The following is a 22,638-nucleotide window of genomic DNA, read 5'->3' as shown; positions in this document are numbered from 1 at the left end:
TGAAACTTTTGCCAAATGCCCATAACTGACTGCCAAAAGCCCAAAGCTAAACATTGGATACCCCAGCTGACTCAAAACTTGCCATTTCGTTCATAAAGTTTACCGCAGATTGGATAATTGGATACGCCAACGCACAGCCTGAACCCTCTCCTAAGCGTAAGTCTAATTTGAGGAGGGAATTTGCTCCTAAGAAATCCAACATGGTTTTGTGACCGCTTTCGTCTGATTGATGACAAAAAATGGCATAATGCGAAATATTGGGTTCAATCTGATGCGCTATCAAATAGGCAGATGTTGCGATAAATCCATCTACCAACACAATCATGCCTAGTTCGGCAGCTTGCAGCATGGCTCCTACCATTTGGGCAATTTCAAAACCACCAAATGCTGTCAAAACTTTTAGTGGGGTATCTAATCGACGATGCAAATCTTGGGCTTTTTGTAAGAGTTGAAGTTTGGTTCTTAAAGCTTGGTCATCTAGTCCTGTTCCTCGACCCACACATTCTGATAATGGTAATTTGCAAATTTTACTCATAATCAAGCTTGCTGAAGAAGTATTACCAATTCCCATTTCACCAAAACCGATGATATTGCAACCGTTTTCGTAAATCTTTTGAATAAGTGCTGCACCTTTATCTATGGACTTTTGTCCTTCTTTGATGCTCATGGCAGGTTCTTTCAGATAGTTTTTTGTCCCAAATGTATTTGGAATTTTATTCTGAATAATAGTCAGGTTTTTATCAAATGTTCCATTCACACCAGCATCAACCACCTCTAAGGTAATGTTATGTTGACGACAAAATACATTAATAGCTGCGCCACCCTGCACAAAATTCATGACCATCTGATAGGTCACTTCAGGAGGATATTTGCTAATACCTTCTTGTGCAGCACCGTGGTCACCCGCAAATACGACTAAATGAGGTTTTTGTAAGGAAGGATGTAAAGTTTGTTGAATCAGCGAAATTCGCAAAGCAAGTTTTTCTAATTGCCCCAGTGCACCTAGTGGTTTGGTTTTGAAATCTATTTTATGCTGAATAGCGTCTAAAATAGATGAATCTGGCACGGGAATATGGAACGTTTTCATAAAGGAATCAAATCTGTAAAGTAATATGTTGTGCGGTGCATGTTGAGGGCTGCATCCTTGTATTCGTAAGTTTTGTCGACGGTCTCTCCTATCTCAAATTTTATTTCTTGGCTAAAATAGGGTGCTTTAAAAACGAATGTATGAAACTCCCCATTTTCTCCACAAGGGTCAATATTGGGTGGAAGGTCGTTGACAAAGTCTTTGTTGAGGATTCTTCCGCAAAAACTTTTATCTAATAAGTTTCCATTCACACTCACAACAATGGTTTGAAAGCCCAAAGACCAAAATTCTTCTAGCAATTCCATCGAATCTCTTTTCCAAATAGGGAAAACACCTGTAATACCTTGTTGAGCCAAACGTTCCTCTCGGTGCTTACGAAGATCTTCTAAAAATATATCCCCAAAAATGGAATGTGTAATACCTTGTGACAAAAGTGGCTCTAAAGTTTCAGCCATTTTTTGCTGGTATTCCTCCATCGAAACCGTTTCGGGTAAGCGAAGTGTCGCAAGGGGTTTGCCGATACTTTGGGCTTGCTGTTGGAGCAATTCTTCACGTACTCCGTGCATAGAAATACGTTTAAACGAATCGTTAACTGAGGTAAGAAGTGTCTCGACACTCAAGTTAGGGTCTTTGAGCGCATGATAAAAACTCAATGCCGAATCTTTACCTCCCGACCAGTTCATAAGAGCTTTATGTGTCATGGGGTATAATAGTTTAGGAGCAAAATTCAGTTAATATTACTTAATCTGCACAGGAATCCCGCTTACCATCAAGGTTGCCTTTGTGGATTTTTGAGCAAGATATTGGTTGACCCACCCTTGCAAATCTACAAACTTTCTTCCCATTTCAGTTTCAGCATGCACGCCCATTCCTAATTCGTTGGTAATAAAAATAATCGTAGCATTGAGCTTTGCCAATTTGTCAATTTCTTGTTTCGCTTTGGTTAGACAAGCCTCAATATCATTTTTTTCGTCAATAAAAAAATTCGTCAACCAAAGTGTCACGCAATCAATCATATACACTTTATCGGCTTCAATTACTTTACTAATCTGCTTTTCTTCTTCAATCAAAGTCCAACGCTCGTCGCGGTCGCCACGATGGCGCTCGATTCTTTTTTCAAAATCTCCATCCCAATACCTTGCTGTGGCAAGATACGTTGGCGATTGAGAAAAGCTAAGTGCCAGATTTTGTCCATAACTACTTTTTCCACTTCTAGCACCGCCTGTAATCATCCAAATCATGGTATTATATTTATAGCTGTTGGCTTTTAGCCTTCAACATTCAGAAAATCATTTATTTTAAGTAAGGACATTTTTACACTCGAAACTCAGCACTAATACCTACACCAATACTGATTCATAGATATTTACGGCTTTGTGTTTTAAATGTGCTGGAATTTCAAAAATTTCAGGATGAAATAAGGCAGCTAATACCTCTATTCCATTCACTAGTGTTGACGCACTCGGTTGAGTAAACATATCAAAATCAGCCAAATACACTTGTTTGTTCTGCACAGCTTGAAGTTCATCCCAACCTTGTTGTTTTTCGAGCAGAAATAACTCTTCTCTAGCACGTTCGGTTTCGAATCCACAAGGGGCAATCACCAAAACTTCTGGATTATAACGTTTTATTTTATCAAAATCGGTCACAATGCTATAGCCAGCAGGGTTACTTAGCATATCTATTCCTCCTGCAAAAGCAATTTGGTATGGTATCCAGTGTCCACAATTATATACGGGCTGAATCCATTCCAATAAGCTCACTCGTCTAACTGGTGCTTTGTGTTTACGTAGGGTATCAATTACCACGTCTATTCTAGCATTGAGTTTTGACAAATATTCATAAGCTGCCTCTTCTTTTCCTAAAGCTGTTGCTATTTGAATGGCACAATCAAACACCTCTTTAAGATTTTTGGGTGTAAGTGCCACCAATTCAGGAACTTTTGGAAGCTGAGATACGGCACTAGCTGTACAAACGGTATCAATTTGGCAAACCTCACAGACATCCTGTGTAAAAACCACATCTGGTGAAGCTTTTTCGAGTCGCTCTTGCTCTACATAGTACAGACTTTTTCCTTGTGCTTTATAGGAAGAAAAGATTCTATCTATTTCATCGCTCGTGTAGTTGTTATCCTCTAATACGCAACGTACCACGATAGGCTTTTCGCTACGAGATTCGGTACTACATTCAAAAGTCACGCCATGCAAATGCCCCTGAAGATTCATATCATAAATCATCTGGGTAGCAGCTGGTAAAAAAGAACAGGCTCTCATATTAAATAAATGGCTATGGGGTTTGGACGGTAATTGGCTGTGAGGTTTGGGCTATCAGCTTTTGGCGAATGTTTCTCTGGTTTCCGAAGAAACATTTTTAAACTTTTACCTCAATACCTATTGGATTTACCTAAAAACAAATAAACTACTGATTATCAAAAATTTACAATTTATTATTAAAAAAGGTGTGAACTATTATAGTTGATCCGAGTATATATTAAACAATAGGTTATAGGTATGATTGAGAAATTAAAAAGTGTTACTTTGAAAAATTAACCAGATTTTTCAGAACTAAATACTAAGCTTGTTCAAAGGCAATATTCGGTAATTTTGTTTTTGCAAATTCAATAGCGCCAAACATCACGGCACCATAACCCAATGTTCCTGCTAAGAAATTAAGCATATATGGGTATCCTTGGATATAGCATTGGATTAAGCCATTCAAATCTCTTGAAAGTGCTCCGCCTGTGCGAATATCCATACCTCCACCAAACCAAACACCAAAGTCAACCAGCAACCAAAATCCTACCGATGCAGCTACACCACTCAATAAGAAATTTTGAAGATTTACTTTTTTCATCAAAACCTTTCCGAGCAATACAATGCCAGCAAAAATGGCGTAATTATACATCCAGCCGCTATACATGATACCGTATTTTCCTCCATAAATCATCCCATTGATGATTAAGTCAGAAAATAAAAGTGTCAATAAAGGAAATGCGAAGGCTTTCCAGCGTTGAGAAAAATACGTACCTCCAAATAAGCCCATAGCGCCAATTGGCGTAAAATTACTCAAAGGATTGAGACATGAGGCGTTGATGAGACGTGCTGTTCCTACCAAAATTACAATTGATAGTAGCAGACTTACACGTGGATTTAGTTGTGTTTTTGTCATGTTTGTAATCGTTTTTACTGTTAGAAAGGCAGAAAATCAATGTTTTCTACCTTGCCTTGCCTTTTAGTGAATACTAAATACCGCTCCAGCCATGAAGTTACGACGACGGCTATTGTAGCCTGGTACGTCTGAAAACTCCTTGTCTGTAAGGTTTTTCAAATCAAAGAATAATTTGATAGTCGAATTGATTTGATACTCTGTATAAAAATCTAATGTTGTGTAATTTCCGAGAACAACTTTAGCATCGTCGTAAGGACCACTACTTGCTTTGCTTACCGAACGAAGTGCTAATTGAGCTGACCAATTTTTCAAGATTTGATAAGCCACATTTACGTTAACTGTATGTTTTGGACGACGGAAAAGATTAGCATAAGTAGTATCTTTCCCAGCTACTTGTGTCGTAACTTCGCCATCTACAAAAGTATAATTAGCTTTTACTTGTGCTTTGCCAATGCTCCATTGAGCATCTACTTCAAACCCATGGTCTTTCTGTTGACTCAAATTTACATAACGTCCCCAAGGGTCTTGGTTGATACTGATATAAGCAATCACATCTTTGATATTGCGATTGAAGTACACCCCACGAATATATGATTGGTGATTTTTGCTAAAAAATTGAGCACCGATTTCACCTGTTTTACCTACCTCTGGCTTCAAAGCTTCGTTGCCATAAGGTGAGAATAATTGGTATAAGGATGGCGCTTTGTAGCTTGAAGAATAGGTAGCTAATACTTTTAATCTACTTCCAATCCAATAGAACGGATTAACGTTATACGTAAAATTGTTACCATAAATAGAATGATTGTTGTAACGTCCACCAAGCTCTAAACCAAAGCCATTGAAGTCTTGCAAATTCAAAGAAGTGTAGCCACTAAACAAACTTGTATTGGCTGTTGAAGCTTTAATAGCTGGACTCTCGTAAGGGCCATAGCTACTGATAGACAAATACGTTTGGTCGGTGTTTTGCCAACGATTTTCGACACCTAATACCCATTTGATTTTATCAGAAAATGTATGAGCATAGTAAGCCTCCGCAAATCTTGCTACGCCACGGTAATAACCATAAGAATATTTGGCAAAAGCACCAGCCTCCACATGAACCGAATCGTCGACATATACCCTTTGACCATTGGTTTGCTGAAAATTGACCGTTAACTTTCCATTTTTCAATTGGTAAGCACCGCCAACAGACCAAAGCAAGTTTTTATTTTCAAATGTATAGTCTTTTTCGTCTTTGAAAGATCCTGCATCCAAGTCTGTTTTGTAGTAATTACTCATCAAATCAGCTCTCAAGGTCAAGTTTTCACCTATTTGCTGACCTAATTTTACTTGGATATTGTTCTGTTTGAAACCGTCATTATCAAAGGCAGTTTTGGCTGTTTCTGGCTGTTTTGCTGCAGAGATACCATTTGATTTAGTACCATTCCACGACAAGCCATAAGTCGTTTTTTTGTACTGACAGCCTGCATTTATGCTCGCACGATATGTGTCATAACTACCGCCCGCTAAACTTCCGCCAAGACCTAATTTTTTACCACTATTTTTTGTCGTAATAATATTAATTACGCCAGCTACAGCATCAGAACCATACAAACTAGACTGACCGCCTTTCAAAATCTCGATACGCTCGATTTGATCGATAGCAATCAAGTTGATGTCAAATGAGGTAGAAGAACCTGAAGGGTCATATACAGGCAGGCCATCAACCAAAATCAAGGTATATCCAGCGCCTGCGCCACGCAAATACAAATCTTGGTTTGTACCAAGTGTATTTTGAGAACCAATTACCGTAAGACCAACTTGTTGATTCAACAACTCGCCTACGGTTTTACCTTTGCTACGTTGGATTGTAGCAGCATCAATTACTGTAACTACTTTTCCAGACTGAGACTGCTTTTGAGGATATTTGTTTGTACTAACAACTACCTCATCAAGCACCTGTGTCTTTTCTGAATTTTGAGCAATACTTTCTACGCTTGCGCACAAGGCAAGCAATACGACTGATGGAAATAACTTTGAAGAATAAAACATTTAGAATTTGAACTTCCATTTTTTTATTCACCCACTCCAAAACATTCATTCTATTACCGCAAAAGCAGCACAGAGAACTGTTTAAAAATGTTGATAATGGTCAATAAAAAAAGCGAAAATACTTTGCGAACGCTCGATTTTTGCTCATCCTCCGTAAGCGCGTATCAAGAATAATCTATGGCAGGTCTCCTGACTTCACTCGTCAAACTCGAACCTTCCCGAAATAAATTCAGTGGTTATGAGGATTGAGTTGACACAATTGAGTGTTACAGTTGCGGGGACAGTTCAGGTATCACACCTGATTCCCTATTAAGCTTTGAGGTTTTTACTGGGAAAAACTAAAGCACCATAAACTGTTGGCAAAGTTATGGAAAAAATTAGGACAAAAAAAATAGCGTATCAACTAAATCGATACGCTATTCCAAACTACACCAAATATTATTATGATAACCACAATCATGGCTCTCGAAAGTCTTGTTTCATTGTAATAGCACTTTGATGTTACAAATTTGAGTATTTATTATTAATAATAAAATAAGTAATTATACTTAATTGTTAGCAAAATTTATAGATTTATAATGAGTGCTTTCTTAAATTACTGAAAAAAAACCAGAAAGTCACAAACTTTTATTTTTCGGACTCTCATGCAAATGCTTATAATCATTTCAAACAAATCTGTTAACTTCAACGCCAATCTCAATTTTTTACATTAATTCTATAATCAAACATTTTTTTACTCCCTGAAATTTTAAAAAAATGACCAATTTTCTAAAAAACTCCAAAATTTTAACTCTTTTATTAGGCAGTTTGACGCTTGGTTCACAAGCACAAACCGTTGACAAAGTAAATGACCCCGTAGAATGGATTAATCCTCTGATGGGTACTGCCTCAAAACCTAGCCTTTCTACAGGAAATACCTATCCTGCCATTGCTTTGCCTTGGGGGATGAATTTCTGGATGCCACAAACTGGTAAAATGGGCGATGGTTGGGCTTATACTTATGATGCCGACAAAATTCGTGGCTTCAAACAAACACACCAGCCAAGTCCGTGGATCAACGACTATGGTCAGTTTGCGATTATGCCTATTACTGGTAAAATTCGTTTTCATGAAGACCAACGTGCTAGCTGGTTTTCGCACAAATCCGAAATTGCCAAGCCCTATTACTACAGTGTGTATTTGGCAGATCATGACGTTACTACCGAAATCACTCCTACTGAACGTGCGGCTATGATGCGCTTTACCTTTCCCAAAACTGACAGCGCTTTTGTGGTAATTGACGCTTTGGATAAAGGTTCTTTTGTGAAAATTATTCCTGAAAAAAATCAGATTATTGGCTACACCACCAAAAACAGTGGTGGCGTTCCTGAAAACTTCAAGAATTACTTCATCATTCAATTTGATAAGCCAATTACTTACAAATCGGTCTGGAAGGCAAAAGAATTGCTTACAAACGAATTATCGGTAACAGATAATCATGTTGGGGCTGTTGTTGGCTTCAAAATCTCAAAACGCGGTGAGCAGGTAACGGCTAAAATTGCTTCTTCTTTTATCAGTTTCGAACAAGCTGAAATTAACCTCAAAGAAGTAGGAAGTCAATCATTTGAGGAGATTAAAAACTTAGGAAAAGGTATTTGGAATACAGCTCTTTCAAGAATTGCAGTGGAAGGCGGCAGCGTAGACCAAACTCGTACGTTTTACTCGTGTTTGTATCGTACCATGCTTTTTCCAAGAAAATTCTATGAACTAGATGCCAAAGGAAAAGTTGTTCACTATAGCCCTTATAACGGTCAAGTATTGCCGGGATATATGTTTACAGATAATGGATTTTGGGATACTTTCCGTGCGGTATTTCCATTTTTCAACCTGATGCACCGTGACCTTAACTCTCATATTATGGAGGGTTTGGTGAATGCCTATAAAGAAAGTGGGTTTCTCCCAGAATGGGCAAGTCCCGGACACCGTGATTGTATGATTGGTTCAAACTCGGCTTCATTGATAGCCGATGCTTATATCAAAGGCGTTAGAGGTTTTGATGTTGAAACACTATATCAAGCAATGTTGAAAAACAGCGAAAACGAAGGTCCATTAACATCGGTAGGTCGTAAAGGTGTGAAATACTACAACGATTTGGGATATGTGCCTTATGATGTAAAAATCAACGAAAATGCTGCTCGTACACTCGAATATGCGTATGATGACTTTTGTATTTATCAGTTAGGAAAAGCATTAAATAAGCCAGCATCAGAATTAGAGAGATTTGCCAAGCGTTCACAAAATTACAAGAACCTTTATGACCCAAGTCATAAATTGATGCGTGGTAAAAATGCTGATGGGACATTCCAATCGCCTTTCAATCCGTTCAAATGGGGCGATGCGTTCACTGAAGGTAACTCTTGGCACTACACTTGGAGTGTATTCCATGACATCAATGGATTATCAAACTTAATGGGCGGCAAAAAGGAATTTGCTAATATGTTGGATTCTGTTTTTGTGGTTCCACCCGTATTTGATGATTCGTATTACGGCTTTGTAATTCATGAAATTCGTGAAATGCAAATTATGAATATGGGTAATTATGCACATGGCAATCAGCCAATACAGCACATGCCTTATTTGTACAACTATGCAGGACAACCTTGGAAATCACAATACTGGGTGCGTGAAGTAATGAACAAATTATATCAACCAACACCAGACGGTTACTGTGGTGACGAAGATAACGGACAGACTTCCGCTTGGTATGTTTTCTCAGCGATGGGCTTCTACCCTGTTTGTCCAGGTACAGACCAATATGTATTAGGTGCTCCATTGTTCAAAAAAGTTACCTTGTCACTTGAGAATGGTAAACAAGTTGTCATTAAAGCGCCAAATAATAGCGCTGATAATAAGTATATTGGCAATTTGAAATGGAATGGCAAAGATTATTCTAAAAACTGGTTGAGTCACAATGATTTGCAAAAAGGAGCTACTTTGGATTTCTTGATGCAGTCAAGCCCAGCTACGAACAGAGGTGTATCGGAGACAGACATTCCTTATTCGTTTGTAAAGTAATTGATTATTATCTTCTCTTAATTTGAAGATAAGGCAAAGCCCTAGATAAAAATGAATTCATTTTTATCTAGGGCTTTTAAAAATATATACTGGTAGCAATACGCTTTAGATATTCCTACAATCAAACATTTACGAAACTAGTATTTCATAATTTTTTGTTGAATAGATTTTTCACCTTTTGAAAACTTGAGGATATATACACCAGAAGGAAGCATTTGCAAATTCACTTCATGCTGTTTTCCTTCTAATATTTTTTCAATCATAAGTTGACCTTTTGTATCAAAAATCTGAATAATACCGCCTTGATAATCAGAGTCAATATTGATTTTTTCTGCAAATGGATTAGGATATACGACCATTCCTTGATTGTTTCCTAATTCGTTGACTCCTAAAACAAGCTTGACTTCAATAGTTTTTTTCAAACTAATTGCATTATACTTCGCATTTCCTGATTGTGAAATCTCTATTTGAACAGTTCCTGGAATACCTGTAAATGTAATTTTACCATTCTCATACTTAGCAGGTCCAGTTACAGTAATTGCAACAGGTAAAGAAGATGATGCTGTTGCTGTTAAATCCAAGGACTTTACGTTCTGTAATACTTCATTTGGCAAAGTATTTACCGTAATCATTTGATCATATTTATTTACAGTGATAATCACATTCGCAGAGGCTGTATTGTATTTTATGGTTTGTGCAGTCGATACTTTTACTGTTGAAACTCCGCTTTGAAGTATTTTTACTTGACCCGTTGCACTAACTTGAACTGAGTTTCCTTCAAGCAATGTGTACGTAAATGGAGAATCAGAATCAGTAGTTGGCTTCAAATCAAACATCACATCGTCTACCTTTTTACTGACATTCGAAATGGTTATATTGGGAGTTAACCTAGGCGCGCTCTCAACATCTATGATAATTGAACCAAAATGCCCTCTATATCTGTCTTCTTCTGGTGCTATAACAGAAATATATGTTTGGCCAATACCTACGATTTTAACCGTATTAGTTACAGGATTAAACTCTACACTATTACCATACAATACTGACAATGTTGGCTTTGTGTTATTGGTATTTTTAATCTCAATCGTAAAGTCCGAATCAGTGATTTTCTTTTTATAACTAGTTGTATAGCTAAAAGATTGATATGCCTTATCAACCGAAATTTCTACCAAAGTATATGTTTCTGCATAAGCCCCACTTGCTGCTGAACGTACTTCCAATATTGATTTCCCGCCTTTTACGATTTGGAGCTCACCTGTTGAGCTAATAGTTACGGATTCTCCTGAAATTATTTTATAAGTCAAATTATTTACACTACTCTTAAACTCGGAACTAATATTCTTTGAGGTAATTTCGGTTGTAAAGTTAAATGTATTTGGACCCGTAATAATGTTGGCTCGTGTGTTGGCTTTTGGAGTAAATCCAAATATTTTAATCTCATTAGACCTCTCACGACTTACAATTATATCATCCTTTATGGTAGCTATTTTAGCTTCACCGTTTTGAGAAACTTCTACTCTGGCACTTGCAATATTTCTTGCAGAAAGGTCAAATGATTGTATTTCAAGAGATCTTGAGTCTTCAACATTAACGGTATGTATATATTCACTACTTGAATTTTCTACAAATCCATCTACTGTTGAATATCCTGTATATACTTTAGGGATAAAGGTTTTGAAGGGAAAACCAAAGCTCAAAATATTTTTTGGACTATCATTAATAATCAAGTAATTTCCGTCCATCTTTTTATATGCCTTATTTGCACCCTTACTAATGATTTTCATATACTGCTGTCCGTTCAAATAGTAAGCTGTCAAGTTGTCGAATGCTTTTATCAGTACAATAGGTAACATTTTTTCGTCATAATCCATAAAGATTTGCTCTGGAGTAGTATCTAAACTAAGGGTAAAAAGGGGTTGATCCAGTTTGCCTTCCTCATACAAACTATATTTGTTGTAGGCTCCAGAACGTTCTGGAGTTAAGAAATAACTCTTTCCTTTGTTGTCCAATGCAAATGTTATAGGGTGATATTTTGCTACTATACCTGCATCAAAATTTCTCAAACTTGTAATCTCTTTATAAGTCGAATCATATACCATCATTTTATAATCATCAAGTACAAATAGCCTTTTGGTGTAATGATGCGCTTGAATACTACGAACACTAACAGGTGCAGGAGCTGTATATGGCGTATATACATCAGTTATCAACTGTTTAGTACTAGCATCGAAAAACCTCCACTGCGAGTCATTTAAACTCAATGTTTGAACAACTACCTGTTTGTTACTTTTCACAAAAACTATTTGCCCTACTTCGTTTATATCATTGCTGTATGGTGATTTAGATAACTCAACACCAGCGTTGTTGTAAACATACAAGTTTAGGTTTTTTGATGATTTAAGCACATATATTTTTTCATCAGAATCGATTGTGAAATCTTTTATTCCTTCTGAGGACTCAACTTTTGAGAGATAATTACCTTTATTATCAAACACTTGCACTTTGGCGTAGGCGGTACTTCCACCCGACCTAACGTAAATTTTACCAGAACTACCAACTAAAATTTTATTGATAACACCAAAGAATTGACCATCGCCAAAACCTGATGAACCAAATCTGCCCAAATATCTACCTTGGCTGTCATATTTATGGACATAGCCATTGTAACCACCAATATAAATTGTACCTGAATCATCAACCTCCAAATCATAATCATAGGATTGAAAATTGTCAGAAACAGCAATTGATGCATCAAACGAAAACAGCATTATTCCCTTAGGGCTATATTTTTGAATCGTATTCAAACTACTCAAAATGAAGTAATTACCTAATTTGTCGACCTCCACATTGCTGGCATCACTATAAAACTGACTTGTTTGTGGGTAAAGGTTGTCATTTTTTGAGACAAATAATCCGCTGTTATCAGTTGTAATAATTGCATTAGAACCCAGATAAATAACTTTATTTCCTTTGACTAATATATTATCAACTGATTTAACTAAGGCTTTTTTCCCAACTTCATCTACAAATGAAATGGTTTTTAGAGGCAAGTACTGCGCAAAAGGACTAAGAGGTAATACAAGTAAAATACAGAGTATTAACACTCTGAAATAAGAAGTGTAAAAGTGTTTCATGGCGAGCTAATTTAAACGAACTATAATTTTTTGTAGTTATTAGAAATGCTTTAATCACAAAAGCTGAAGGGAACTTAGATATACAAGATTATAGGTGTAAGGTATTTCAATTTATCTACAAATAATTAATTCTCTATTTATAGCTTAATCACCACTTAACTTCTACTCTAGGTGTAATCGGTGTAATCTTTTCACTTTGTAAGTATGCGTCTCTCAAATAATTGCAAAATTAAACAATATTCTTATTAGTGAAAAATAACTAATCAGGTTATTAGTGAACAAACTTTCAAATAGTCAAAAAGCATACTATATATTTGTCAGAATCCAGTCAATAATGCTCCTCAATATTATCTCAGATCTCGTTTAATAAGTTTAAGTGACAAAACTTGCCTTGTTTTCGGTTAAAGGTAAAATTTGCATTTTATTAATAAACTCACTTAAATCTTAGGACATTCTCGCCTATGAAATCACAACAACTATTCATTGCTATAGGATTTGCTATTATCATCACTTCATTTTATCAGGTTACTACGGTTTGGAGTACACCGACTACTACCAATATTCCAGTGCTGTTTTTCAATGTTTTTTTACTGGTACATTTCGTTATGGCTTTCAAGCATCTTTTAGCCTCACAGAAACTTTCCTATTTTTATTTGGGAGGGTTATTCGTAGCTGTAGGAATCAATGGATTTATGCTTAAAATGGAAGAAGCGTCCTTTGTTTCACAAGTATTGCTTACTGCTACAACTCTTACATTGAATTATGCTAAAGCCAGTATTGACGAGCAAAATTGGGAAGAAGATAATTTTGTCTTACAAGAAAAAGAAGACTTAGTAGAACTATAGATGAGCGTATGAAGCAATAAATCTCATCTTCACAAAAATCCCTGATAATTATTCGTGTAGTAATATTTACACTGAGCAATTATCAGGGATTTCTTATTGAATCGTAAAAATATCAAGCAAAAACCTATTGCTTTTAAGCACAACTTATTAACTTAGAATTAGTTCACCTTTCATTCCTTTTTAAACGCAATTACATGAAAAAGTTCATAATTCCTCTCCTGATTTTATCAATAGTGAGTTTGATTCTCTTTTGTCATTTCTTCGTTGATATTTACCCAACACTCGACCAATTCCACCTATTTTTCGGAAGTACGATTATGGTCACAGGTATTTATCATCTGTATAACCTCCGAACAATTTTCAAGTCAATAAACTCCTTTAGTGATTTTAATTGGGATTATTTTTCATACAGTTTATCTATAAGCATTTTTCAAATTGTCTGTAGTTATTCCGTATCAATCTGGTCTTTATTAGGGTTATTTTCTTTAAGTGCTGCCTACCGACTATGGAGAGTAGGCAAAAAAACACTTTTGTAACGGTTTATTCCGCACAATTTATTTCACCTAAACTATCACTCATTATGAACCTTCACAAATGGCTACTAGTAGCTGGCATACCTATCATTGTCAATGTTTGTTTTGCTCAACACAAAACACTTCATTTTCCGTTTGATAATAGCGCTTATTTATCCCTTTGCCTGATTCTCATCAATCTTGTACTTTTTTACTTTTTGAGTAAATACCTTAGAAATCCCGAAGTGAAAAACTCCCTTTTTCCTGTAGAATACCTCTATGCTGGTTTATTGATCAATATAGGACTATTGTTCGATAACATATCTTTAGTGTTTGCCATCATAGCACTAGTTATTATCAATCTTAGAATGATAAGTTTAAGATTGGAAAAGGTATAAAATCAAACCCTTGGAATCGCACTGTGCATTTCCAAGGGTTTTCTTCAAGTACACCAATTTATTAAGCTGGCATAACGGTCATTCTACAAATTAATTTTTTCGGTATATTCATTCCCAAATCTATCAGTAGCTTTCACAACAATCGTTTTGGCTTGTGATGAAGGTTGGGCAAAAAACAAATGGTCTGTCATAGTCGGATCCACGAATTTATGTTTTTTAGGTAATTCGGGTCCTGCAAAAAGCTCAATAGCTAGGGGGTCCAGTCCAATTTTTTGCTCCATTGCTCCTTTTACTATTCCATCTTCCCACCATTCAACTTTCCACTTTTTGTCCCAATTCCAAACATTGGCGACAATACTTTCTGGAAAATCTTTATTCGCTCCTTTCGGATACACTTTCAATTGATACGTGGCAGGTTTGCCTGTTCCTTTGTAATACCAAGAGATATTTCCGCCATCAACCTGATACACGCCATATCCACTTGGCGAGCCATCCGTACAAATGGGTCCTGTCCACCAAGCACCGCAAACCGTTCCGTGGACGTGCTCAATGATATTGCCTTCCTCCCATTTTTCATTCACGTGGGTATGTCCCGACATAATATGTGCTTGGAATGGCTCTAGCATTTTATACAATTGACGTCTATTGGCAACAGTTCCACCTAATTCCTCCTCTTTTAGTTTGTTACGACGAGCATGACCCGTGTTGGTCGGAATATGCAAACTCACTACAACTGTTGAACCTTTGGGTATAGAAGCCAAATCCTGTTCTAGCCAATGCAATTGATTTTCTGTGAGATACCCAACGTATTTCTTGGCAGTACCCATAAAAAACACATCGTCCAGAACCACATAGTGAACTTTGCCACGGTTGAATGAATAGTAAGTTGGACCAAAAGTATTTTTAAATGTTTTGGAAGAAAAATCGTCAGTTCTGGCATCCAAATCCATGTCATGGTTACCAATCACACTAAAAAATGGAATCTGAGCTTTCCCAAAAGCAGCGATATAATCATCCAACAATTCAAAATGATCCCAAACTAGGTCTCCACAACCGATACCATGAAAAAGAGTATCTTTTGGTACTGCTTTTACCAATTCAGCTAAATCTTCGCCTGACTTTTGTAGTTCTTCAGCATCTTTTTTAGAAATAATCTGAGGGTCAGCCCACACCACAAATTGGTGTTTGGTATCGTCAACTAACAAAGGTTTCAAGGTGAAATTTGCCTGAAAAGTACTTTTAGCCGTATCTAATTTTTGATAAAAACGTGCGACTCCCTTTTCATTGGGAAATTCATATCCAGATGGCACACTGATATACACAAACTCAGCTTGCGAATGCGCCTTGATTTGATATTTACCATTATTATCGGTTCTAACTACCGTAAAGCCGTCTGTTACTGATACCTGAGGAATACCTTTGCCATTGGCAGAAACAGTACCTTTTATTGTGACAAATTCAGTGTTTGCAGGCTGGTCATTTACCACGACAGAGGGTGCTCCAAGCACAGCCCCTCCTATTCCAAAATTCTTAAGAAAATTTCTTCTGTTAAACATATATTTTGGTTGTTTTTGTAGCTAAATATTAATGCTAAATTGTGAATGTAAACTTTTAATTATCAATATTTTACATTCACAATTCTTAACTCACAATTCATCACTAATAATTACCTGCTTACTTCGTCCACCATGTTTTGGTGTTGATATCGTCTCCTCCCATTTGAGCTACTACTTTGTCGTAATTAGCACGATTAAGTGATTGCGTCGATAAGGGATATTTTAATCTCATAGGCATTTTACCATTGTTTTCAATGCCTTTACCAACTGGCAAAACAGGGTATCCTGTACGTTTGTATTCAAACCATTGTTGCATATCATTGAAAAATAGAGCAATGTATTTTTGCGTCATGATTTGTTGGAGTGTTCCGTTATAAGCAACGCCTGAACGAGTCAAAAAGTCGGTTGGTTGCGTTGCACCCCAATATTTCATCGAAGCAGAAATACCTTTCTCATAATGGTCTTTGGGACTATCAGTGGTATATCCTTTTAACGCTGCCTCAGCTAACAAAAACTCTACCTCCGCATATTGCAAGATAGTACCTAAAATTAAAGAAGTTTTAAGGTTTTTGTTAAGTTTTGAAGAACTTATGGCATTCATCGCTGGACCTTCGGCTATGGTATATCCACTTGGGATACCTGTATATTTACCACTGGCTTTGGTAGCCCAAATATCCAATCTTGGGTCAGACCAAGTGCTTAGGGTTTTGATAAAAAACTCAGAAACTGCATTTGCTCCATTAAAATCATAATCACGGGTACTGGTAAAGGGATTCAATAGAGGAGTAACTTGTGTAAATTTCAAAGCAGCACTTTCGTCAAAACTAGCCATCAAAGGATATTTGTCTGGGTTTGACAACATGGTTTTCAGTTGTGCTCGAAAAACTGGAGATTTGGCTTCACCACGCATTAATAGTCGTAAACGAAGCGAATTAGTGAATTTTTTCCAGCGAACCGTCCCAACTGTACTCTTGTCTGCGCCAAACAAGGCATCTTGTCCTAAAGTTAAGGTTTTACTGACATCATAAAGCGCATTGGCTGTATCTAGTTTTGCTATCAAGTCGGTATAAATGTCTTCTTGTTTATCAAAAGCGGGATTTACTATGTAATTGGGATACCCTTTCAATGCCTGTGAATAGGGAATATCACCATAAATATCAGTCAAGTTCGCAAACAACCAAGCCTTTAAAGTAAGTCCAATGGCAAGGTAATTGGACTGTGACATGGCTTTTGCCTTTTGAATCATATCTTCGATATTGGTCAATGACAAATAATAATTGCTCCACATGTAATCTGACTCACTCGGAAAAAGCACATATCGATGAAACACCGTATTGCCTTCGGTCAAGGAAACTGTCACTTGCATCAACTCATTATTGAGGCGATGGCTTCGACTCAAACCAGTGTTAACTCCTTCCAAAATGGCAGTATTCATAAAGCTGCCTGCTGTGGCGGACGATACCCCTTCTGGGTCGTGATTGAGCTCTTCCATGCCTTCTGTACAAGACGTCAGAGCTAGGATAAGGAACAGATATAAAAAGATAAGTTTTTTCATGTTATAAAAATTAGAAAGATATAGTAAGGTTTGCTCCCATAGTACGAGTAGATGGGAATTGTCCAACTTCTAAACCTGGGGTGATAGTGGCATTATCGAGCGTAGATGTTTCGGGGTCAAAAGCTGGGAAAGTTGACCATACAAATAAATCACGACCGTAAATTCCGATACTGGCAGTTCTTAAGAAAGTCTTACGAAGTACTTTTGTAGGAATTGTGTAAGCCAAACGAGCCTCACGAAGTTTGACAAATGAAGCATCAAAGGTATTAGCCTCCACATTGTCACGACCATACCATTTATTGTAGTAGGTTACGATATTAGTTGCTTTCGTGGTATTTGGCACGTATTGACAGTCAGCGTTGAGGGTTACACCTTGTCCAACTATACCATCATATCTACCTGCCAATGTGGCTGTATTTTTACCTTGTTCACCCAAAATAGAATTTGTCAATGAGAAAATTCTACCACCTTGTCGAATGTCAAATAGTACTGACAAACTCCAATTTTTGTATTTAAAATTATTAGAAATACTGCCTCTCCAGTCAGGATTTGTATTCCCTAGATTAACAAACTGGTCGGTAAGCACAGGGTATCCATCTTTGTCAAATACAATTTGTCCTTCTGGCGAACGCTTAAAGCCAAGTCCGTAAATCGTTCCTAAAGGCTGACCTTCTCTCGCCTCCACAGTTACACGACTACCAACGTATTTTGCCAAAATCACACTTCCAGTTTCATTATTTAACTCCAATACTTTATTTCTATTCATCGACCAATTGACAGTTACATCCCACGAAAATCCAGCATAATTTTTCACAGGGCTTCCATTCAATGTTAACTCAACACCTCTGTTTACCACTTTACCCATATTGATCAGCGAAGAACTATATCCAGAAGCATATTCGACTGGAGCATACAAAATCTGATTGATAGTAGTTTGTTCATAAACCGTTGCGTCTACACTCAAGCGATTTTTGAAAAAACGCCATTCTGTTCCTGCTTCGAAGGAATTATTACGTTGAGGCTTGAGGTTGGGATTTGCTATAACATTCGGATTTTCGAGTTCGCCAGGGAATGTGCCAGAGTTATAGATTTTTTCTAGATTATATGTCCCTAAGCGAGCGTCATAGCCTACACTGGCATAAGCACCACGAAGCTTGGCATAGCTCACCCAATTTGGCATATTAGTCATTTGAGATAAAACTAAACTCAAAGTAGCTGATGGATAAAAGAAAGAATTATTTTGCTTTGGTAAAGTACTACTCCAGTCGTTACGACCTGTTATATCCAAAAAGGCAAAATCCTTATAGCCAACATTTACAAAACCATACAAACTGTTGATTCGCTTTTCGGCACGGTCACTTTGCGTAAGTGGCAATTGCTCAGAATTCGCCAAATTATATACCCCAGGAATCACCAAGCGATCGGCTAATTGATTAGTAAATTTTTGACTTTGATTCAAAATATTCCCTCCAAAACTTGTAGTTACTTGCCAAGTCTTTTCTAATGGCAATTTGTATTTCAACAAAAAATCAGCGTTAGATTCTAGGTTAAATACATTTTGCTGACGATACATACCTGCTTGAAACTTTTGGGTATTTTTCGGACGTTGTTGCGAACGGAATTCATAACCCATATCCAAACCAGTACGTATCGTTAAATCTAAGCCTTTCAAAATATTGTAGGTAGCCGACATCGTACCTGTGACATTATGACGACTTGATTTGTTCAGCATTTCATATACAATCAAATAAGGATTATCAATCAAAGAGCTAAAAGGGTGATTTTGTTCCAAACCTTCTTTACCCGCCAACCAATAGGGTTGATACCAATCCAGATTAACATTTGGATTTTGGAAAGCAATAAAGTACATAATCGACTGGTTGTTATAGCCCGTCGACGGAAGGTTATCGCTAAATTTATTGTAATAATTTACCTTCGCAGAAGTACTCAACTTAGCCGAAATCTGTGAATTGTTTGAAAAACCTAAACTAATACGTTCATAGCCCGTATTAGGCAAAATCCAGTTATTTTTCATTTGTGAAAGACTCAAACGAGTATTGCTTTTGTCTTTCACATTGGTAATCGAAATATTGTTTGACAAGGTTACTCCTTGCTCAAAAAAGTTTTTGCGATTGTCTGTATAAGGTTTCCAAGGTGTTCTTTCTGTAAAAGTACCATTGGCATCACGCGGTGAGTCATATTGATAAAATGATTGACCATCAAATTTAGGTCCCCAAGCCGAACTTGTACTTTGCGTTCCTGCACCATCTGCCGTTGTGCCATAGGAGTAATAATTCTGACCTGCTGTTCCTTGACCATATTGATATTGATAGTCTGGCCAACGATTAATTTGATCGACGCTGACATAAGAATTGAACGACACGCCAAGTCCTTTCTTGTCTTTACTAGCACTTTTAGTCGTGATAATAATCGCTCCATTTCCAGCACGAGACCCATATAGCGCCGATGCAGCAGGGCCTTTCAATACGTTGATAGACTCAATATTATTGGGGTCAATATCTGTCAACGCACTCCCAAAATCAATTGGAGAATCGCCACCCAAATAAGCCCCATGTCCTACACCTTGAAAGGAAGTATTAATTGGTTCGCCATCGACTACGATTAAAGCACCTGGGGAATTGAAATCCAAAATACTTTCGCCACGCAATGTCACGCGGCTACTTCCCATAGGTCCATCAGTTTTGGTTAGGTTCAAGCCTGCTACTTTACCAGATAGGGCATTCATAAAGTTGTTAGAAGGAGCATCTGTTACAGCAGAACCATCTAATTTTTGGGTAGAATATCCTAAGGCTTTCTCCTCTCTTTTGATACCTAAAGCAGTTACAACAACCTCATTGAGATATTTATTATCTTCTGATAATTGAACATTGAGGTGATTTCTTCCTTTTATCGGAACCTCTTGAGAAGCAAATCCCACAAAAGAGAATAGCAATACAGCGTCTTTTTCTGAAATACTAATTTTAAAATTACCATTAGCATCAGATGTTGAGCCCTTGCTTGTGCCTTTTACCGATACATTTACCCCTGGTAACGCATCTCCTGTTTGAGCATCGGTGATTTTTCCACTTACCGATGTATGGTCTTGCGACTTTGGGCTGGCTTTTAGGACAATTTGGTTATTACCAGAAAAACTAAAATCGATATTTCGGTTTAAAAAAATACCATTGAGCACCTGTTTTAAGTTTTGATTTTGGGCAGAAAACGTAAGTTTATCTTTTTCCGAAATCAAGCTTCCTGCATATACAAAACGAACGCCTGTTTGTTTTTCAATTTGAGATAAAACACTTTCTAAACTCTGGTTTTGAGCCTGAACAGATACTTTGTTATTCAATACTTCTTGTGCTTGGGATACTTGTACATTACATATACCAAAGCCTAGCGCCAACGAGAGCGTGGGCACCGAGATGATTCGCTTAATAATTAGCGAGAATCGTTTTTTTTGCATAAGTTTGCTTAAGATAATAACCTATAAGGGCTCCTTGTAAAAGGCGCTACGACATGGGGATTGTTTGCAAGGTTAATGAAGCTCGACCCTTCATTGACCTTTTTTTTATTCAAAAAATAGTTAAAATACTTTCTTGGGAATTTCTACATTATTGGCAAATTCCTGTTATAATAACCTCCTTTCCTTTGATTTGATATTGGATCCCTAGAGACGACTGCATCGACTGAAGTACTTCTTCCAAGCTAGCATTTTCGAAAGAAGCAATCCAAATACAATCCAATAATTGGGGATTTTTTATTTGAAATGACACATTATACATCCGTTCTAATTTCCTGAAAACTAAACCCATACATTCTCTTTTAAAGTAAACTTTTCGCTCTCTCCAACTAATTGATTCACTTGCATCAGCGACAACAGACTTAGTCAAAAAGGCTTTACCATTCTCATAAGTACACATTTGATTGGGTAGTATCAAACAGTTATGTTTAGTATTATCTGCTATTTCTACAGCTACTTTACCAGTAAGTACTGTCACGTTGGCTTGTGAGTCTTGTGCATAATCGTGAACATCAAAAGTGGTACCTTTCACTGTAGTATTTAAGTGTTTTGAACTCACGACAAAGGGCTGTTGAGGGTTATGAGTCACCTCAAAATACGCTTCCCCTTCTAAATATACGTGACGAGTTAGACCTTTCAGTTCTTTGGGAAAACGTAAACTTGAAGCCGCATTTAAAAATACCCTTGTTCCATCTTCTAGAATAACAGTAGCATGTTCGCCAGCCTTTGTTTTGATGGTCTGATAACTCAGCTCACTTTCAGATATTGGCTGATGAAATTTTGCTATCCATAGCCAAGCCAAAACAGAGATAAACAAAATACTAGCAGCAACCCCTAAACGAAGTCCCCAAGATGGTACCAAACGAATAATTGGAGATGAGGTTTTAGGAGAAATATGCGCCCACATTCGCTGCTGAGTCTGCGAGAGGACTTCCTCTGTATCCGAAATTGGCAAAGAATTCTCATCGTAGAGCGATTGCGTCCATTTGTCAAAAAGAGCCTTTCCTTCAGGACTGTCTTGTCCATTTAGGTATTCTCGTAAAACTCGCTCCTGCTCTTTGGAATTCATTCATGTAAAGGAAATGGGGATGTTTTCCTTCCCTTTCATGTATGTATTCGTGCAAGAAGAGATTTGGTACTATGTAGAAATACGTTTTTTTAAAAAATATTACATAAAAGAAATAGCCCTAAGGTTGCAAACTCTCGCAAATGAAAACGGACTACTTGCAATGCTTTAGATAGTTGATTTTTAACAGTTTGAGGAGAAAGTTGAAGCTTCTGGGCAATTTGATCTACAGTAAGTTGTTCAAATCGGCTTAGCTGAAAAACTTCTTTACATTTTTCAGGTAAAACATTCACCGCCTGATGGAGATGATTACTCAAATCGTTGGAAAGAATCGTTTGTTGAGTCGAGAAGTCTGACTCTGAGGCAGATTGAAGAATTTTCTGGATATAATCTTCTCGAACATATTGTTTTCGAATTTTATCCAGCAATTTGTTTCGAACAATAGCAAACAAATAAGACTCCGAAAATACTCCAGCATCGATTTGTTCTTTTTGCATCCATAACTGAGCAAAAACATCCTGAATCAAATCTTGGGCATCTTCGGCATTGGGAGTTGTACGGCGCGCAAAGGAATAGAGCTTCCGCCAATACTTCTGATAAAGTATCTCAAAAGCGTATGTATCGCCTGCTTGCCATGCTTGAATTATAGCAGAATCGTCTAGAAATTTAGCCTTTGTCATAACGCAAAACCAATTTTGCCACAAAGGTA

General features: G+C 37.1%; 14 protein-coding genes and 1 riboswitch. Of the genes, 2 read left to right on the top strand and 12 right to left on the bottom strand.

Annotated features, from left to right (window positions below):
* Positions 1–46 precede the first annotated feature (46 nt).
* The 6 genes from cobT to QM491_RS21690 all read right to left on the bottom strand — a co-directional run bounded on the left by cobT (position 47) and on the right by QM491_RS21690 (position 6,286).
* The gene (gene cobT, locus QM491_RS21715; protein ID WP_283329633.1) at positions 47–1,087 is read right to left on the bottom strand and encodes a nicotinate-nucleotide--dimethylbenzimidazole phosphoribosyltransferase; all 1,041 of its coding nucleotides are present in this window, start codon (positions 1,085–1,087) and stop codon (positions 47–49) included.
* Positions 1,084–1,788 carry a Dph6-related ATP pyrophosphatase gene (locus QM491_RS21710; RefSeq protein WP_283329632.1) on the bottom strand — a complete coding sequence of 235 codons (705 nt, stop codon included), beginning with the start codon at positions 1,786–1,788 and terminating at the stop codon, positions 1,084–1,086. The genes cobT and QM491_RS21710 overlap by 4 nt, the downstream gene beginning before the upstream one ends.
* A gap of 36 nt (positions 1,789–1,824) precedes the next feature.
* Complete coding sequence (gene cobU / locus QM491_RS21705) at positions 1,825–2,328, bottom strand: bifunctional adenosylcobinamide kinase/adenosylcobinamide-phosphate guanylyltransferase (RefSeq protein WP_283329631.1); 504 nt, start codon at positions 2,326–2,328, stop codon at positions 1,825–1,827.
* A gap of 99 nt (positions 2,329–2,427) precedes the next feature.
* Positions 2,428–3,360 (bottom strand): ABC transporter substrate-binding protein, encoded by a 933-nt coding sequence (locus QM491_RS21700; protein ID WP_283329630.1) that lies wholly within the window; start codon positions 3,358–3,360, stop codon positions 2,428–2,430.
* A 298-nt stretch (positions 3,361–3,658) separates the two neighbouring features.
* A complete protein-coding gene (locus tag QM491_RS21695) occupies positions 3,659–4,255 on the bottom strand; it encodes a DUF6580 family putative transport protein (protein ID WP_283329629.1) in 597 nt (198 codons plus the stop codon).
* 63 nt (positions 4,256–4,318) lie between these two features.
* Positions 4,319–6,286 (bottom strand): TonB-dependent receptor plug domain-containing protein, encoded by a 1,968-nt coding sequence (locus QM491_RS21690; RefSeq protein ID WP_283329628.1) that lies wholly within the window; start codon positions 6,284–6,286, stop codon positions 4,319–4,321.
* A gap of 162 nt (positions 6,287–6,448) precedes the next feature.
* Positions 6,449–6,652: riboswitch (cobalamin riboswitch) on the bottom strand.
* 390 nt (positions 6,653–7,042) lie between these two features.
* Here QM491_RS21690 and QM491_RS21685 point away from each other — a divergent pair.
* Positions 7,043–9,340, top strand: a complete 2,298-nt coding sequence (locus QM491_RS21685) for a GH92 family glycosyl hydrolase (protein WP_283329627.1) — start codon at positions 7,043–7,045, stop codon at positions 9,338–9,340.
* Positions 9,341–9,477: 137 nt separating this feature from the next.
* Here QM491_RS21685 and QM491_RS21680 read toward each other — a convergent pair whose 3' ends face one another.
* Positions 9,478–12,474: a T9SS type A sorting domain-containing protein gene (locus tag QM491_RS21680; protein ID WP_283329626.1), complete on the bottom strand. Its 2,997-nt coding sequence runs from the start codon at positions 12,472–12,474 to the stop codon at positions 9,478–9,480.
* Positions 12,475–12,935: 461 nt separating this feature from the next.
* On the opposite strand from QM491_RS21680, the gene QM491_RS21675 reads away from it, so the two are divergent.
* Positions 12,936–13,319, top strand: coding sequence for a hypothetical protein (locus tag QM491_RS21675; protein ID WP_283329625.1), 384 nt, complete (start codon positions 12,936–12,938; stop codon positions 13,317–13,319).
* 993 nt (positions 13,320–14,312) lie between these two features.
* On the opposite strand, the gene QM491_RS21670 is transcribed toward QM491_RS21675, so the two are convergent.
* From QM491_RS21670 to QM491_RS21650, 5 genes are all read right to left on the bottom strand, one after another.
* On the bottom strand, positions 14,313–15,785 hold the full coding sequence (locus QM491_RS21670) for a calcineurin-like phosphoesterase C-terminal domain-containing protein (RefSeq protein ID WP_283329624.1): 1,473 nt from the start codon (positions 15,783–15,785) through the stop codon (positions 14,313–14,315).
* Between the two features lie 118 nt (positions 15,786–15,903).
* The gene (locus QM491_RS21665; RefSeq protein WP_283329623.1) at positions 15,904–17,340 is read right to left on the bottom strand and encodes a SusD/RagB family nutrient-binding outer membrane lipoprotein; all 1,437 of its coding nucleotides are present in this window, start codon (positions 17,338–17,340) and stop codon (positions 15,904–15,906) included.
* 10 nt (positions 17,341–17,350) lie between these two features.
* Positions 17,351–20,806, bottom strand: a complete 3,456-nt coding sequence (locus QM491_RS21660; RefSeq protein ID WP_283329622.1) for a SusC/RagA family TonB-linked outer membrane protein — start codon at positions 20,804–20,806, stop codon at positions 17,351–17,353.
* A 148-nt stretch (positions 20,807–20,954) separates the two neighbouring features.
* Positions 20,955–21,932, bottom strand: coding sequence for a FecR family protein (locus QM491_RS21655; protein WP_283329621.1), 978 nt, complete (start codon positions 21,930–21,932; stop codon positions 20,955–20,957).
* Positions 21,933–22,021: 89 nt separating this feature from the next.
* Positions 22,022–22,609, bottom strand: a complete 588-nt coding sequence (locus QM491_RS21650; RefSeq protein WP_283329620.1) for an RNA polymerase sigma factor — start codon at positions 22,607–22,609, stop codon at positions 22,022–22,024.
* Positions 22,610–22,638 lie beyond the last annotated feature (29 nt).

Origin of the sequence: Flectobacillus longus, assembly GCF_030056705.1 — a bacterium.
Classification (GTDB): Bacteria; Bacteroidota; Bacteroidia; order Cytophagales; family Spirosomataceae; genus Flectobacillus; species Flectobacillus longus.
This window is presented reverse-complemented; position numbering and strand designations above follow the sequence as displayed.

Excerpts from the sequence above, each read along its gene's own strand:
- cobT (WP_283329633.1), bottom strand. The coding sequence starts at position 1,087 with ATGAAAACGTTCCATATTCCCGTGCCAGATTCATCTATTTTAGACGCT.
- QM491_RS21710 (WP_283329632.1), bottom strand. The coding sequence starts at position 1,788 with ATGACACATAAAGCTCTTATGAACTGGTCGGGAGGTAAAGATTCGGCA.
- cobU (WP_283329631.1), bottom strand. The coding sequence starts at position 2,328 with ATGATTTGGATGATTACAGGCGGTGCTAGAAGTGGAAAAAGTAGTTAT.
- QM491_RS21700 (WP_283329630.1), bottom strand. The coding sequence starts at position 3,360 with ATGAGAGCCTGTTCTTTTTTACCAGCTGCTACCCAGATGATTTATGAT.
- QM491_RS21695 (WP_283329629.1), bottom strand. The coding sequence starts at position 4,255 with ATGACAAAAACACAACTAAATCCACGTGTAAGTCTGCTACTATCAATT.
- QM491_RS21690 (WP_283329628.1), bottom strand. The coding sequence starts at position 6,286 with ATGTTTTATTCTTCAAAGTTATTTCCATCAGTCGTATTGCTTGCCTTG.
- QM491_RS21685 (WP_283329627.1), top strand. The coding sequence starts at position 7,043 with ATGACCAATTTTCTAAAAAACTCCAAAATTTTAACTCTTTTATTAGGC.
- QM491_RS21680 (WP_283329626.1), bottom strand. The coding sequence starts at position 12,474 with ATGAAACACTTTTACACTTCTTATTTCAGAGTGTTAATACTCTGTATT.
- QM491_RS21675 (WP_283329625.1), top strand. The coding sequence starts at position 12,936 with ATGAAATCACAACAACTATTCATTGCTATAGGATTTGCTATTATCATC.
- QM491_RS21670 (WP_283329624.1), bottom strand. The coding sequence starts at position 15,785 with ATGTTTAACAGAAGAAATTTTCTTAAGAATTTTGGAATAGGAGGGGCT.
- QM491_RS21665 (WP_283329623.1), bottom strand. The coding sequence starts at position 17,340 with ATGAAAAAACTTATCTTTTTATATCTGTTCCTTATCCTAGCTCTGACG.
- QM491_RS21660 (WP_283329622.1), bottom strand. The coding sequence starts at position 20,806 with ATGCAAAAAAAACGATTCTCGCTAATTATTAAGCGAATCATCTCGGTG.
- QM491_RS21655 (WP_283329621.1), bottom strand. The coding sequence starts at position 21,932 with ATGAATTCCAAAGAGCAGGAGCGAGTTTTACGAGAATACCTAAATGGA.
- QM491_RS21650 (WP_283329620.1), bottom strand. The coding sequence starts at position 22,609 with ATGACAAAGGCTAAATTTCTAGACGATTCTGCTATAATTCAAGCATGG.